This window comes from Streptomyces griseicoloratus, assembly GCF_014534645.1.
Classification (GTDB): Bacteria; Actinomycetota; Actinomycetes; order Streptomycetales; family Streptomycetaceae; genus Streptomyces; species Streptomyces griseicoloratus.
Window position 1 is genome coordinate 85817 of sequence record NZ_JACVQF010000235.1, and the last position, 14000, is coordinate 99816.

At 71.3% G+C, this 14000-nt stretch carries 13 protein-coding genes; 7 read left to right on the forward strand and 6 right to left on the reverse strand.

Going from position 1 to position 14000, the window contains the following annotated elements; translation table 11 throughout:
- Positions 1–2: 2 nt before the first annotated feature.
- From H0H10_RS36170 to H0H10_RS36180, 3 genes are all read left to right on the forward strand, one after another.
- Positions 3–641, forward strand: coding sequence for a helix-turn-helix transcriptional regulator (locus H0H10_RS36170; protein ID WP_188185427.1), 639 nt, complete (start codon positions 3–5; stop codon positions 639–641).
- A gap of 33 nt (positions 642–674) precedes the next feature.
- Positions 675–1145 (forward strand): DUF3291 domain-containing protein, encoded by a 471-nt coding sequence (locus H0H10_RS36175; protein ID WP_188185428.1) that lies wholly within the window; start codon positions 675–677, stop codon positions 1143–1145.
- A 184-nt stretch (positions 1146–1329) separates the two neighbouring features.
- Complete coding sequence (locus tag H0H10_RS36180) at positions 1330–2559, forward strand: cytochrome P450 family protein (RefSeq protein WP_188185429.1); 1230 nt, start codon at positions 1330–1332, stop codon at positions 2557–2559.
- Positions 2560–2698: 139 nt separating this feature from the next.
- Here H0H10_RS36180 and H0H10_RS36185 read toward each other — a convergent pair whose 3' ends face one another.
- Complete coding sequence (locus H0H10_RS36185) at positions 2699–3361, reverse strand: hypothetical protein (RefSeq protein ID WP_188185430.1); 663 nt, start codon at positions 3359–3361, stop codon at positions 2699–2701.
- A gap of 239 nt (positions 3362–3600) precedes the next feature.
- A complete protein-coding gene (locus tag H0H10_RS36190) occupies positions 3601–4746 on the reverse strand; it encodes an AI-2E family transporter (RefSeq protein ID WP_188185431.1) in 1146 nt (381 codons plus the stop codon).
- Between H0H10_RS36190 and H0H10_RS40370 the strand changes: the two genes are divergently transcribed.
- Both H0H10_RS40370 and H0H10_RS36195 read left to right on the forward strand, forming a co-directional pair.
- On the forward strand, positions 4745–5035 hold the full coding sequence (locus tag H0H10_RS40370; RefSeq protein ID WP_223181022.1) for a hypothetical protein: 291 nt from the start codon (positions 4745–4747) through the stop codon (positions 5033–5035). The genes H0H10_RS36190 and H0H10_RS40370 overlap by 2 nt on opposite strands.
- Positions 4998–6125: a CapA family protein gene (locus tag H0H10_RS36195; RefSeq protein ID WP_188185432.1), complete on the forward strand. Its 1128-nt coding sequence runs from the start codon at positions 4998–5000 to the stop codon at positions 6123–6125. The genes H0H10_RS40370 and H0H10_RS36195 overlap by 38 nt, the downstream gene beginning before the upstream one ends.
- A gap of 72 nt (positions 6126–6197) precedes the next feature.
- On the opposite strand, the gene H0H10_RS36200 is transcribed toward H0H10_RS36195, so the two are convergent.
- From H0H10_RS36200 to H0H10_RS36210, 3 genes are all read right to left on the reverse strand, one after another.
- On the reverse strand, positions 6198–6869 hold the full coding sequence (locus tag H0H10_RS36200) for a dienelactone hydrolase family protein (protein WP_188185433.1): 672 nt from the start codon (positions 6867–6869) through the stop codon (positions 6198–6200).
- 173 nt (positions 6870–7042) lie between these two features.
- Positions 7043–7894 (reverse strand): glycerophosphodiester phosphodiesterase, encoded by an 852-nt coding sequence (locus H0H10_RS36205; protein WP_309141979.1) that lies wholly within the window; start codon positions 7892–7894, stop codon positions 7043–7045.
- A 149-nt stretch (positions 7895–8043) separates the two neighbouring features.
- Entirely contained in the window at positions 8044–8943 is a 900-nt protein-coding gene (locus H0H10_RS36210) for an aminoglycoside phosphotransferase family protein (RefSeq protein WP_309141980.1), read from the reverse strand.
- A gap of 201 nt (positions 8944–9144) precedes the next feature.
- Between H0H10_RS36210 and H0H10_RS36215 the strand changes: the two genes are divergently transcribed.
- On the forward strand, positions 9145–10740 hold the full coding sequence (locus H0H10_RS36215; protein ID WP_373566961.1) for a multicopper oxidase family protein: 1596 nt from the start codon (positions 9145–9147) through the stop codon (positions 10738–10740).
- 25 nt (positions 10741–10765) lie between these two features.
- Here H0H10_RS36215 and H0H10_RS36220 read toward each other — a convergent pair whose 3' ends face one another.
- Complete coding sequence (locus tag H0H10_RS36220; protein ID WP_188185436.1) at positions 10766–12892, reverse strand: SpoIIE family protein phosphatase; 2127 nt, start codon at positions 12890–12892, stop codon at positions 10766–10768.
- A 254-nt stretch (positions 12893–13146) separates the two neighbouring features.
- On the opposite strand from H0H10_RS36220, the gene H0H10_RS36225 reads away from it, so the two are divergent.
- Complete coding sequence (locus tag H0H10_RS36225; protein ID WP_188185437.1) at positions 13147–13992, forward strand: MBL fold metallo-hydrolase; 846 nt, start codon at positions 13147–13149, stop codon at positions 13990–13992.
- Positions 13993–14000 lie beyond the last annotated feature (8 nt).

Genomic DNA, 14000 nt, shown 5'->3' on the forward strand with positions numbered 1-14000 from the left:
GTGTGACTGATGAAGACTCCACGTTCGACGTGCTGGGTTTGCTGAGCGACCCCGTGCGCCGCAGGCTCTACCGACATGTCGCCGCCGCCCCGGAGGAGGTGGGCCGCGAGGCGGCCGCGGAAGCGGTCGGCGTCTCCCGGTCGCTGGCCGCCTTCCACCTGGACAAGCTGGTCGAGGCCGGACTCCTGGCCGTGTCCTTCCGACGGCTCTCCGGCCGCGCCGGACCCGGGGCGGGGCGGCCGGCGAAGCTGTACCGGCGCGCCGAGGGGGAGCACGCCGTCTCCCTGCCACCGAGGTCGTACGACGCCGCAGGCCGGCTGCTCGCCGAGGTGCTGGAGAACGCCGGGCTGGACCGGGAACTGCAGGCCGCGGCGAGGACGGCGGGTGCGGCACAGCCGGACGCGCGTGCCGACGACGTGGAGGCGGTGCTGCGGGACCGCGGCTACGAGCCCTTCTGGGACGGGGAGACCCTGCGGCTGCGCAACTGCCCCTTCCACACGCTGGCGACGGAGTTCCCGGCACTGATCTGCGGAATGAACCTGGCGCTCATCGAGGGCCTGGCGCCCGAGCAGTGGTCACCGGAGATGGATCCGTGTCCCGGGGGCTGCTGCGTGGCCCTCTCTAAAAAGAAAAGTCATTGACTATAGAAGCGGGGGCGGGCCATGCTGTGCCCCATGAGTGACACTCACCTGGCACAGGTCAACATCGGTCGTATCGTCGCCCCACTGGACAGCCCCGAGCTGGCCGACTTCGTCGCCCAGCAGCCGGAGATCAACGCGCTCGCCGACCGGAGCCCCGGGTTCGTCTGGCGCTTGGTCGACGACGGCGGCAAGGACGCGACCGGCATCCGTCCCGACGGGAACGACGCCCTACTGCTGATCAACTGCTCCGTCTGGGAGTCGGTCGAAGCCCTGCGGAACTTCACCTACCACAGCGATCACCTGCGCCTGCTGGGCCGCCGCCGGGAGTGGTTCCGCCGCATGGGCGAGGCCCACCAGGCCATGTGGTGGATCCCGGCCGGCCACCGCCCGACCGTCGCCGAGGCGATGGAGCGGGTCAGGATGCTGCGCGAACACGGCCCCGGTCCGCAGGCGTTCACCTTCCGCGAGCCGTATCCGGCACCGACAGGGGCGGCGCAGCTCTAGCAGCCGTCGTCCGGCGGGCGTGCTGGCGGGCCGCCCCTGCGTGGCCCCGGCCGGGGCCACGCAGGGGCCAGGCAGGGTGAGGATGCCGCAGGGCGGCATGCCCACTCGTCGGAGACACTGGGACGTATGCCGGCGCGTCGCAGCGCATCGCCGCACATGGTCACCAGGTGCACCGGGAGGCACGATGAACCAGCAGCCGGTCCTTCTTCCCTACGGCGACCCGGCCTTCCTGGCGGATCCCTTCCCGCTCTACCGGCAGCTGCGCGAGGACGGCCCGGTCCGGCGCGCGGTCATCGCCGGGGGCCTCGACGCCTGGCTGGTCACACGCTACGAGGACGGCCTCGCCGCCCTGTCCGACCCGAGGCTCAGCAGCGACGTCCGTGACGCCTCCGACCCCCGCCTCATGGAGCAGTTGCCCGCCTTCGAGCGGGAGTCGATGACGAGGAACATGCTGCGCACCGACCCGCCCGACCACACCCGGCTGCGGCGCCTGGTCTCCAAGGCGTTCACCGCACGCAGGGTCGCGGAGCTCCAGCCCCGCATCCAGGAGATCACCGACCGGCTGCTGGACGCCGTCGCCCCCGTCGGCAGGGCGGAACTCACCGCGGACTTCGCGCTGCCCCTCCCGGTCACGGTGATCAGTGAACTGCTCGGCGTACCGGTGGACGACCGCCACGACTTCCAGCGGTGGACCGACGACATGCTCATGCGCGGCGCGGAGAGGCCGGACCCGGGCGCGATGAACGAGGCGTGGCAGCACATGCACACCTACCTGACCGGGCTCCTGGAGAACAAGCGCGCCCGGCCGGGAGACGATCTCCTCAGCGCCCTGATCAACGCCCGTGACGAGGAGCAGCGGCTGAACGAGGACGAGCTGATCGCCATGGTGTTCCTGCTGCTGGTGGCCGGCTACGTCACCACGGTCAACCTGATCGGCAGCGGCATCGCCGCGCTCCTCGCCCACCCCGACCAACTGCGGCTGCTGCGCGACAACCCCGAACTGCTGCCGACCGCCGTCGAGGAGTTCCTCCGCTACGACGGCCCGGTCAGCCCGGGCATCGCCCGCTTCGCACGCGAGGACGTGGAGATCGCGGGCACAACCGTTCCGCGCGGTGCGACGGTACTGATCGCATCCGCCATCGCCGACCGGGACCCGGCGCGGTTCCCCGACCCGGACCGGTTGGACGTCACCCGGCCCGACAACGGCCATCTGGCCTTCGGACACGGCATCCACTACTGCCTGGGGGCGCCTCTCGCCCGGCTGGAGGGCCGGACCGCCATCGGAACCGTGCTGCGCCGCCTCCCGGGACTGGCCCTCGCCGTGCCGTCGGCCGAACTGACATGGCGGCCCGGCGGACTGCGTGGCCCCACGCGGCTCCCCGTCACCTTCACCCCCGTCGGCGCCACGGGGTGACCGCGCCCGCCCTCACCGGCAGTGCGTCGCGGGTGAGGACACGGGTCCGGGACGAGGAGATGCTGCCGTGGCCGTCAGGCACCCCGGCAGCACATCCTCGGCAACTGCCTCACATGTCGTCCGCCGGCCGGCGACGCCGTCAGGCCGACTGCTCCTGCTTGTCCTGCGCCGCTTCGGCCGACTTCGGCGTTCCCGCCGTGTAGAAGACCGACGAGCCCTGCTTGGAGCGCTGTGCCTGCTCCTTGGCCACGAGGCTCTCCAGCGTGTTGCGGACGACGGTGGTCTTGATGGCACGCTCGGGGTACTGCCGCCCCAACTCGGCGGCGACCTCGGCCGCGGAGCGCGGTTCGCTCTGCTCGGCCAGGTGGGCGCGGACGATGTCGACGAGTGTCGGCTGGGCGGACGTGCCCGTGCTCTTCTTGGCGGCCGCCTCCGACTGGCTCTTCTTCGCCGTGGCCTTCTTCGCGGCCGGCTTGACGCTGGGCGCGGCGGCCTTCTTGGTGCGGGCCGGCTTGCTCGCACCGGACTTGGTGCCTGTCTTCTTGCGCGGCGCGGGCACCGTCGCGACGGGAGCGGGCTCGGGCTGGGGCTCGGGCTCGGTCGGTGCCGGCGCGAGGCCGAGGGCCTGCTGGAGATTCACCAGGACGCTGTGGTCCTGCTGCAGAGCGGACAACTGCTGCTGCAGCGCGGCGATCTCCGCGCTGACACGCTCCTGCTCCTTGCTGTTGCGTTCGAGGTCTTCCGCGACCTGCGCGGTGTACTGCGAGGTCAGACCGGGTGTGTTGGCGGTGGTTTCGGACATCTTCTTCGGAACCTCTCTGTTGCCTTCGCAGACTGCGAGCGGCATGTCTGCAAGCTTGCAGGACCAAACGCATGTGTTGTGTGCGCTGGTGCTTCATACACGACATCAGTTACTGCTGCACACCGATGCTGCAGTGATACTACGAAAGCGGGACGTGTGCTGTCGTTTTCCGCACGTTCGACTGCTCGTCGACCCGTGCGTGTGATGTGCCACCGTCGTATCACGCTTCGCGAAGACGGTTACGTCTGAGGAGCCGTAGCCGTAGCCGTGGCAGCCGTAGCTGTACTGGCGTGCACTGGCTCGGGGTTCCCCGACTCCTCCGTCGGCTCACCGAGTTGCTCGCGTACGTGGTTCCAGACCACCGCGAGCAGCGCGGTGACCGGTACGGCGAGCAGACTGCCCACGATGCCGGCGAGGCTCCCGCCCAGTGTCACGGCCAGCAGCACCACCGCGGCGTGCAGGCCCAGTCCACGGCTCTGGATGATGGGCTGGAGCACATTGCCCTCCAGTTGCTGCACCACGACGATGATCGCGAGCACGATCAGCGCGTCCGTCGGGCCGTTGGACACCAGCGCGATCAGAACCGCGACGAAGCCGGCGAACAGCGCACCCACGATGGGCACGAACGCGGATACGAAGGTGAGCACGGCCAACGGCAGCACCAGAGGCACCCCCAGGACCCACAGACCGAGGCCGATGAAGAGGGCGTCGACGAGTCCCACGAGTGCCTGGGAACGCACGAAGGAGCCCAGCGTCTCCCAACCGCGCTCGGCGACGGCCGGAATGTCGGTGGCGAGCCGGCCGGGCAGTTGGCGAGCGAGCCACGGCAGGAACCGCGGGCCGTCCTTGAGGAAGAAGAACATCAGGAAGACCGCCAGGACGGCGGTGATCAGGCCGTTGACGACGGTGCTCAACCCCGTGGCCACGGCGGTGACCATGCTGCCGACGCTGTCCTGAAGGCGGGCCATCGCGGCGTCGACCGCACCCGTGATCTCGTCGTCGCCGATGTTCAGCGGCGGTCCCGCGGCCCACTCACGCAGTTTCTGGATGCCGTCGGTCACGCCGTCGGTCAACTCTCCTGTCTGCGACGCCGTCGGCACCGCGATCAGCGCCACGATGCCCCCGGCGGCCAGGAGGAACAGCAACGTCACGGACGCCGCCGCCAGGGCCGGGGGCCATCCGTGCCGTCGCAGGAAGCGGGTCAGCGGCCAGGTCAACGTGGTGAGCAACAGACCGATGAGCAGCGGCCACACGATCGACCACATGCGGCCGAGGACCCACAGGACCACCGCCAGCATCGCGAGCACCAGCAGCGACTCGGCCGAGACACGGGCGGTTGTACGAAGGGCGGCGCGGGTTCTCGCGGAACTCAACGTGGCAGGCATGAGGCCACCTTATGGGCACACACATCAGGCAGCCGCCGTCCGCCTCATCGAGCGCGGCATCGAACCGCTGGTCCTGGAAGCCGAGCGCCATCTGCAGCCGCTCGCCGACGTGCTCGGCGACAAGGTCCGCTTCGACGCCACCGTCACCGGCGTCGCCCGCCCCGGCCGCGTCCGGCGGCCGCCGATCCGCCCGCCCGGTCCTTCCGGCCGGCGGCGCCCACGGCACACCTCCGGCGGCCTACGGTGGGTACATGGGCCCCAGTGTGGTGACGCTCTTCCTGTGCGGTGACGTGATGCTCGGGCGCGGCGTGGACCAGATCCTCCCGCACCCCGGTGACCCGGAGCTGCGGGAGGACTACGTGCGTGATGCACGGTCCTACGTGGAGCTGGCGGAACGGGTCGGCGGGCCGATCCCCGCGCCGGTCGGACCGGCGTGGCCGTGGGGCGAGGCACTGGACGTACTGGAGCGGACGGCCCCGGACGTCCGGATCGTGAATCTGGAGACGGCGATCACCGGCGACGGTGAGTTCGCGCACGGCAAGGCGGTCCACTACCGGATGCACCCGGCCAATCTGCCGGCCCTGTCGGTGGCCCGGCCCGACGTCTGCGTGCTGGCCAACAACCATGTGCTGGACTTCGGCCGCCGAGGCCTGGCGGAAACGCTCGACGCCTTGGCCGGGGCCGGCCTCAGGGCGGCCGGAGCCGGACGTGACGCGACGGCCGCCCGCAGACCGGCCGTGATCCCCGTGGGGGACGCCGTCCGCGTCCTGGTGTTCGCCATCGGCATGTCGTCCAGCGGCATCCCGCCGAGCTGGACGGCCACGGCGGAACAGTCCGGACTCGCCTACGTCCCCGCCCCGACCCCCGAGGCGGCCGAGGCCCTGGTCAGGCGGATACGGCAGGTGAAAGGACCGGGCGACATCGTGGTCGTGTCCGTGCACTGGGGGTCCAACTGGGGGTACCGCGTGCCCCGGGCACAGGTCGGTTTCGCTCACACCCTGGTGGACGGGGGCGTCGACATCGTGCACGGACACTCCTCGCACCACCCCCGGCCCATCGAGGTCTACCACGACCGGCTGATCCTGCACGGCTGCGGCGACTTCATCGACGACTACGAGGGCATCTCCGGCTACGAGGAGTACCGTGACGACCTCCGCATCGCCTACCTCGTGTCGGTGACGGCCGGCACCGGCCGGCTGGCCGAAGTCCGCATGGTTCCCCTGCGGGTCCGGCGGATGCGGCTGGAGCCCGCGCCGCAGGAGGAGCGTGCCTGGCTGCGTGCGACGCTCGCGAGGATCAGTGACGGCGTGGGCGTGGCTCTCCAGCCCACGGGCACCCTCACGCTCACCCTGCCTCCGGGAACGCCGGCCGGCGGATAGGCGCCCGTGACCCGCCGGCGCGTGGGCGGAAGGCCGCCGTCGGGGCCGACGGCGGCCGGTGCGCGTGCGGTCTCAGCCGGCGGGGCCCCCGCCGTCGCGCCGGTGCAGGTGGTCGCGGAACCAGTCGGTGGCGGCCGCCGAGACCTGTGCCAGGGCGCCGGGCTCCGGGAACAGGTGCGTCGCGCCCGGCACCACATGGGTGGCGTTCCGCGCGGACAGGGCCTCGGCCGCCTTGCGGTTGAGGTCGAGCACGATCTCGTCGTCACCACCGACGATCAGCAGGACCGGGGCCCTGACCTGGGGCAGAGCGGCGTCCGCCAGGTCCGGCCGGCCGCCCCGGGACACGACCGCAGACACACTCCTCGGGCGCTCCGCCGCCGCGACCAGGGCGGCGGCCGCTCCCGTGCTCGCGCCGAACAGGCCCACCGGCAGATCCGCGGTGTCCGGCCGCTGCTGCAGCCAGTCGATGGCGTCGACCAGGCGCCGGGCCAGCAGGGCGATGTCGAAACGGTGCTCGCCGGTGACCGCGTCCTCGCGGTCCTCGTGCTCGGTCAGCAGGTCCAGCAGCAGCGTGCCGAGCCCCGCCCGTTGCAGTTCCTCGGCGACCGCACGGTTGCGGGGACTGAGACGCGAGCTGCCGCTGCCGTGCGCGAAGACGACCACCCCACGTGCCCCGGCCGGGATCACCAGGTCGCCCGCGAGGGCGGCGTCTCCCGAGGGGACCCTCACCGATTCGGAGACCATACGTCGTCACCCCTCCCGGGTGCTGTCCGTCGGCCTGCACGGGTACCCTCCCCGGCAGCCCGACACGCCGGCCGGGGCACTTCGATCCTCCCCGGACCGCCCCCGGGAACGCCCTGGTGATCACTTCGGCCGCGGCTCGGCCCTGCCGGTCGCCGTCGGCCGCGGCGGGTGGGTCAGTGCTGGGTCAGGGACTGGGGGAAGTCGGTGATGATCCCGTCGACGCCCAGGCCGGCCATCCGGCGCATCGCGCCGGGTTCGTCGACCGTCCACACGTTGATGTCCATGCCCAGTTCGTGCACCCGGTCGACCAGTGCCTGGTCGGTCACCGTGTACTGCGGGTTCACCTGGTCAGCCCATGTGCTCAGTTGGACGAGTTCCTCGTCGGTGGGACGCTCGGCGTCCAGGAAACCGATCGGCACCTCGGGCATCAGCGCCTGGAACTCCTGGGCGTCGTCCACCTGGAAGGACTGGACGGCGAGCTGCTCCTCGGCAAGTGCGCGCCGGACGTAGCGCGGCTTGTCCAGCAGGCTCTCGGCGAGGTCGGTCGCGATCCCCGTGTAGTGGCTGCAGGGGCTGATCTCGGCCAGCAGCCCGGTGTCGGTGTTCCTGATGCGCGAGATGACGTCGTCGACCGTGATGAGCCGTTCGCCGGCGTAGTCCTCGTGGAACCAGGAACCGGCGTCCAGCCTGCGCAGTTCGGCCCACGTGAAGTCGGAGACGCGGTAGCGGGGACGGTCCGGGAAGACCTCCTCGATGTCGGTGGTCCGCTCCATGGTGCAGTCGTGGAAGTTGACCAGTTTGCCGTCCTTCGTGCGCTGCACGTCGATCTCGACGAAGTCGGCCCGCTGGGCGACGGCGAGGTCGACGGCCGCCGCGGTGTTCTCCGGCGCCATGCCCGACGAACCGCGGTGCGCGATGACGTCCAGTCCCTCGTCTGCGTGCGCGACCGTCGAGGTCATCGCCAGAGTGAGACCGCTCAGCACGGCCACGACGGCACCGGCGAGTCTTCTGCGCGTGTGCTTCACTTCAGCCTCCCGTATCCCAACGACTCACAGGAGGCTGTCCGATGGTGGTTACGGGAACCCTGCCGCGGTCTGGCGGCCCCCCGATCAGCCGGTGAATCGGCCATCAAGACCCGAAGGGGCGATTGCGAGCATTCGCGCCAGACCGCGCGTCAGCCGACGAGAGCCGCGTTGATCTGACGGGTGGTCTGTGCGGCGACCCGGGCATCGACGGCGGCGTAGGAGACATGGGCGTTCAGACCCGTTGCCAGTGCCCAGCCGCGGCCTCGCAGCCAGGTGGCGTCGTCCACGCCGAGCGCGGCGCGGAATGCGGCCCGGGGGCCGGCCGACAACAGGGTGAAGGCGATCATCAGGTCGCAGGCCGGGTCACCGACGCCGAGTTCGCCGAAGTCGATGACCGCGCTGAGGCGCCCGCCGACGGTCAGCACGTTGCCGGTGTGGAAGTCGCCGTGGAACCAGACCGGAGGGCCGTCCCAACCGGGGGCGCCGAGCGCCGCGTCCCACAGTTCGGTCATGGCGGCGGTGTCGAAGGCGCCCCCGACCGCCGCGATGGCGGCCCGTGTCGCCCGGTTCCGCGCGGCCAGCGGCCGGCCGGTGAGGTTCCCGCGGGCGTCCTCGGCCGGGAGCTCCGCCGACGCGGACCGCTGAAGTGTCATCAGGAACCCGGCCAGTCCGACGGCGGCTTCCGCCGAGTCCGCCATGGCCTCCACGGTCGCCACCTCGCCGTCCAGCCAGCGGGAGACGGCCCACGGCCAGGGGTAGCCGAAGTCCGGTTCCCCGACCGCCACCGGCACCGGAACGGCCAGGGGCAGGTGCGGGGCGAGCCGGGGCAGCCACGCGAACTCCTTCCGGGCCTGCCCGGCGGCGCCGGCATGGCGGGGCAGCCGGACGGCCAGCTCGCGGCCCAGCCGGTGGATGACGTGATCCGAGCCGGCCGGCCGGACCGGCCGCAGCGGAAGCCCGGCCCACTGCGGAAACTGCGTGTCGACCAGGCGCCTGACCAGTACGTCGTCGATCAGCGGGCGGGTGTCCGGGTCCTGACCCGTCGCCACGGGTGCCTCCTGAGGCCGGCTCGCTCCGTGCGGCGAGCGGTCAGGCCCCATCCCAGTCCGTGCAGGCACACTTGTCGACCGGATTTCGCGGCCGGCCCCCGTGACGCCGGGCCCGATCCGAGGCCTCCGGTCCTCGACCAGATCGCGAAACGCGAGGGTCCAGTTCTCGCAAAAGCGGTCATAAAGGTGTGTTATTCACTTGTGCCTACACATACGCGACGCACCCTGTTCAGAGCCTCGATGTTGGCTGTTGGCTCGGGCATCCTGGCCGGCTGTTCGGAGAGCGGCCCCGACGCGGGCACCGAACGCGGCCCGCGCACAGGGCCCGGTACCGGTTCTGAGGCCACGCCGCGCTCGTCCGCCGGTGGTCACAGCGACAGTCACCACGGACATCGCCCGTTCGTGCCCAAGGGACCCGACGGATACATCGATCCGTCCGGCCCGGAGGTCCTGGCCGTCGAGAAGAGGCGCGGTACCGGTCCGGTGCGCAAGTTCCGGCTCACCACCATTGAGACGTCGCTGGACCTGGGCGGACGGAAGGTCAGGACGTGGGCCTACGGTGACACCCTGCCCGGCAGGGAGATCCGGATCACCGCGGGCGACATCCTCGATCTCACCCTGGCCAACCATCTGCGCGAGGACACGACACTGCACGCCCACGGGGTGCGCATGCGCTGCGACATGGACGGCGTACCGGATCTGACCCAGGCTCCGATCAAACCGGGCACCGACTTCACCTACCGCTTCGCCGTGACGCACCCGGGCACGTACTGGCTGCACTCGCACTCCGGCATGCAACTCGACCGGGGCCTGTACGCGCCGCTGATCGTGGACGACCCCAAGGAGCCACTGTCGTACGACAAGGAGTGGACGGTCCTCCTGGACGACTGGCTGGACGGCGTGGGCGGCTCCACCCCGGACGGCGTACTCGCCCGACTGCAGGAAGGCCGGGGCGGTTCGAACCGCATCCTGCATCACGCCCACAGCCGCCTGCTGCAGGGTGTGGCCGGCCATGTCGATTATCCGTACTACCTGATCAACGGCCGTCTTCCGAAGGCTCCGACGGTCTTCAAGGCCCGCCCCGGGGACCGCATCCGGCTGCGGATCATCAACGCCGGCGCCGAGACCGCCTTCCGGGTGGCACTGGGCGGCCACAAGATGACGGTCACGCACACGGACGGCTACCCGGTCGAACACAGGAAGACGGACGCGCTGCTGATCGGCATGGCCGAGCGCTACGACGTGCTCGTCACCGCCAAGGACGGGGTGTTCCCCCTGGTCGCGCTCGCCGAGGGAAAGCGCAGCAGGGCCATGGCCCTGCTGCGCACCGGCAAGGGCAAGGAGGTTCCCCCGCCCTCCGCCCACCCCCGTGAGCTCGACGGGGCCGTCGTGCCGGCCCGACGTCTCCGCCCGCACGAGTCCGTGGCCCTGCGCCACCGCAAGCCCGACCGGGAGATCCGGATCAGGCTCACCGGCAACATGCGGGAGTACAACTGGGGCTTCGACCACAAGCCCCACTCCCTCACGGACCGTCACCCGGTCCGCCAGGACGAACGGGTCCGGATCTCCCTCATCAACGCAACGGACATGTGGCACCCTCTGCACCTGCACGGCCACACCTTCGCCGTGACCGGATTCGGCGCCGTGGGAGCCCGCAAGGACACCGCCGTGGTGCTGCCGCACCGCAAACTCGTCGTGGACTTCGACGCCGACAACCCCGGCCTGTGGATGCTCCACTGCCACAACCAGTACCACTCCGAGACCGGCATGATGACCATCCTCGGCTACCGCAAGTGACAGCGCCGCACGCCGGGCAGCCGGGTCATGTGCCGGCCGTCATGCCGGTCGGGCTGCCGCCCGGTGCCGGGCGGGAGGCGAGCGGACCGGCCTTCGCGAGCAGGAGGGCCACGTCGTCGTGGTCGTCGGGATGCCCCATGGCGTCCAGCAGCTGCCGGCAGACGGCGTCGAGGGACGGGCTCTGGTCGTCCAGGGCGTCGAGCAGCGTGTCGATGCGTTCGTCGATGGGCTGGTCGCGGGTCTCCACCAGGCCGTCGGTGTAGAGCAGGAGCCGGTCGTCGGGGCTCAGGTCGAACGAGACGGTACGGAACCGGACCCCGCCGACGCCCAGCGGCGCGCCCGTGGGCAGGTCGAGGAGCTCGGGGCGCCGGCCATGCCGGATCAGCGCGGGCGGCAGGTGGCCGGCGTTGGCGATACGGCACTGGTGGCGGTGGGGGTCGTAGATGGCGTAGAGGCAGGTGGCGATGTAGTGCTCCAGCCCATGGGTGATCTTGTCGAGGTGCTGCAGCACCTCGTGAGGGGCGAGGTCGAGGTCGGCGTAGGCACGCGTCGCGGTGCGCAGGCGCCCCATGGTCGCGGCCGCGTCGATGCCGTTGCCCATGACGTCGCCGACCACGAGGGCGGTCTTGTCACCGTCCAGCGGGATGACGTCGTACCAGTCGCCCCCGACCGCGCTGGACGCCTGGGCGGGCTGGTAGAACGAGGCGACCGTCAGGCCGGTGAGATCGGGGGGACGGCTGGGCAGCAGGCTGCGCTGGAGCGTTTCCGCGGAGTTGCGCACGCTCTGGTGCCAGCGGGCGTTGTCGATGGCCACGGCGGCCCGTGCCGCCAGTTCCCGGGCGAGGACGACGTCGTCCTCGCCGAAGGGGTCCGGATTGCGGGCGCGCAGGAGATCGAAGGCACCGAGGACCTCGTTGTGGGCGAGCAGCGGAACCGCGAGATACGAGTGGACGCCGGCGCGGGCGAACACGGCCGCGGACTGCGGGTCACGTGCGATCCGCAGCAGGGCCTGCTGATCGATCCGGGGTACGACGACGGGCCGGGCGGTGTGCACGCACTGCGTGATCAGCCGGTCCGGCCCGTACGTGGCGACCTCCCCGACCGCGTCCGCGGCAGCGGTGATGTCCGTGGGGTAGGCGGAGGCGATCGCGAGTGCGCGGAAGACCTCCGGCCGGTCGGGGGCGCCCGTACTGCGACGGCAGGCCATGACGGCGTCGAGGACGTCCACCGCCGCGACGTCCGCGAGATCGGGGACGGCCACCTGGGACAGTTCCTGCGCGGTCCGTTCCACGTCGAGTGTCGTGCCGACCCGGGCGGAGGCGTCGGCGATCACGGCCAGCCTGCGCCGGGCGCGGTCGGCCTCGGCGGCGACCCGGTGGCGTTCGCTGACGTCGACGACCGAGGTGGCCGCACCGATCACCCGCCCGCCGGGCCCGTCAATCCGGTAGTACGACACCGACCAGGCATGATCGTGGTCGGGGTCGGCGAGGGTACGGCTCACGAGGTACTGGTCGATCAGCGGTGTGCCGGTCGTCAGCACCTGCCGCAGCGCGAACTCGACGGTCTCCACACCGGGAAACGGGATGATGTCACGCGGGCGGCGGCCGATGTGGTCGGCCGCGGGGACACCGTTGATCCGTTCCAGCGCCGGGTTGACCAGGCGGTAACGCAGGTCGGTGTCCAGCAGCGCGATCCCGACCGGAGCCTGGGACACCAGCTGCTCGGACAGCGCCAGCTTGTTCTCGACCCCGTGGAGGGTGTTCTGGTCGACGGCTATGCCCAGCGCGTAGACGTCACCGAGGTCGTCGAGCAGCCGCATGTTGCGGAACTCCACGAGGCGCGTGTCGCCGTCCTTGTGCCGGATGGGAAAGACACCGGCCCAGCCCTCGCCGGTGCTCATCACCCCGGCGAACAGCGTCATCGCCAGCTCCCGGTGCTCCTCGCTGAGCAGGAGCGGGGCGGCGTACCGGCCCAGTGCCTCTTCGGCGGTGTATCCGAACGTCTCACTGGCCTGCGGGCTCCAGAACACGATCCGCCCGCTGGCGTCCAGCACGACCGCCGACACACTCAGCAGATCCAGCAGCCCCCCTGGCGATTCCCACGTCCGGCCGAAGCCCAGCCGTTCGGCCTCGGGAGGTGCGTCTGCCTCCATCCCGCCCAGCTCCCTTCTGTGGCATACCCCGGGGGCACCCGTCGGCGGGCCTGCTCTCTCCATGCTGCTCCCCGAACCGGCCCACCACGACCCAGGACGGACACGGACCGGGTGCCCACCGGCCCACGTCGCATGTCCGGCGAGCGGCGCCGTGTGCCCGACCGCGCCCGGGGTACTCCGAGTGAGTCCGGGCCACCCGGACGGCACTGTCCCCGGCCGGCGGACGGGCCGGTACCCGTCGGGCAGGGATCCCCATGGCAGCCTTCGACGACGACGCCCTCGACCTGCACTTCATCGGCACCGCGACGGTCCTCCTGCGATACGGCGACCTGACCCTGCTCACCGACCCCAACTTCCTGCACCGCGGCGAGCGCGCCCACCTGGGATACGGGCTCACGAGCACGCGCCTGACCGAACCGGCCCTGGACGTGACCGAGCTCCCGCCGCTGGACGTCGTGGTCCTCTCCCACCTGCACGGAGACCACTGGGACCGCCGGGCCCGGCGCCACCTGGACCGCTCGGTGCCGATCGTCACCACCCCGCACGCCGCCCGCCGCCTGAGAACCTGGCAGGGGTTCGACCGGGCCGGCGGCCTGCGGACCTGGGAGAGCTGCACGTTCCGTCAGGGCGGCTCACAGGTCCGGGTGACGTCGCTGCCCGGCCGGCACTCCCTGCAGCCCGTGCTGCGCCGGCTGCTGCCGCCCGTGATGGGCAGCATGCTGGAGTTCGGCCCTCGCGACGGGCCGGTGCGTCTGCGGCTGTACGTCTCGGGCGACACGCTCCTGTACGACGGGCTCGACGAGATCGCGCGCCGTTTCCCCCACGCCGAACTGGCCGTGCTGCACCTGGGCGGCACCCGGCTGCCCGGTGGCTTCGTCGTGACCATGGACGGCGCGCAGGGCGCCGAACTCGCCCGCCGGCTCGGCTGCCCCGGCGTCCTGCCCGTCCACTACGACGACTACTCCGTCTTCCGCTCGCCGCTCGACGACTTCCTCACCGAGGTCGACCGGCTCGGGCTGCGGGAGCGGCTGGTCTCCTGCGCCCGCGGGCAGCACGCACGTGTGGTGCCCCTCGGGGAGCGGCCCGGGGTCCCCCGCTGAGTACCGAC

Bases quoted from the DNA above. Each gene is read 5' to 3' on its own strand.
- H0H10_RS36175 (WP_188185428.1), top strand. From the start codon at position 675: ATGAGTGACACTCACCTGGCACAGGTCAACATCGGTCGTATCGTCGCC.
- H0H10_RS36180 (WP_188185429.1), top strand. From the start codon at position 1,330: ATGAACCAGCAGCCGGTCCTTCTTCCCTACGGCGACCCGGCCTTCCTG.
- H0H10_RS36185 (WP_188185430.1), bottom strand. From the start codon at position 3,361: ATGTCCGAAACCACCGCCAACACACCCGGTCTGACCTCGCAGTACACC.
- H0H10_RS40370 (WP_223181022.1), top strand. From the start codon at position 4,745: ATGAGGCCACCTTATGGGCACACACATCAGGCAGCCGCCGTCCGCCTC.
- H0H10_RS36190 (WP_188185431.1), bottom strand. From the start codon at position 4,746: ATGCCTGCCACGTTGAGTTCCGCGAGAACCCGCGCCGCCCTTCGTACA.
- H0H10_RS36195 (WP_188185432.1), top strand. From the start codon at position 4,998: ATGGGCCCCAGTGTGGTGACGCTCTTCCTGTGCGGTGACGTGATGCTC.
- H0H10_RS36200 (WP_188185433.1), bottom strand. From the start codon at position 6,869: ATGGTCTCCGAATCGGTGAGGGTCCCCTCGGGAGACGCCGCCCTCGCG.
- H0H10_RS36220 (WP_188185436.1), bottom strand. From the start codon at position 12,892: ATGGAGGCAGACGCACCTCCCGAGGCCGAACGGCTGGGCTTCGGCCGG.
- H0H10_RS36225 (WP_188185437.1), top strand. From the start codon at position 13,147: ATGGCAGCCTTCGACGACGACGCCCTCGACCTGCACTTCATCGGCACC.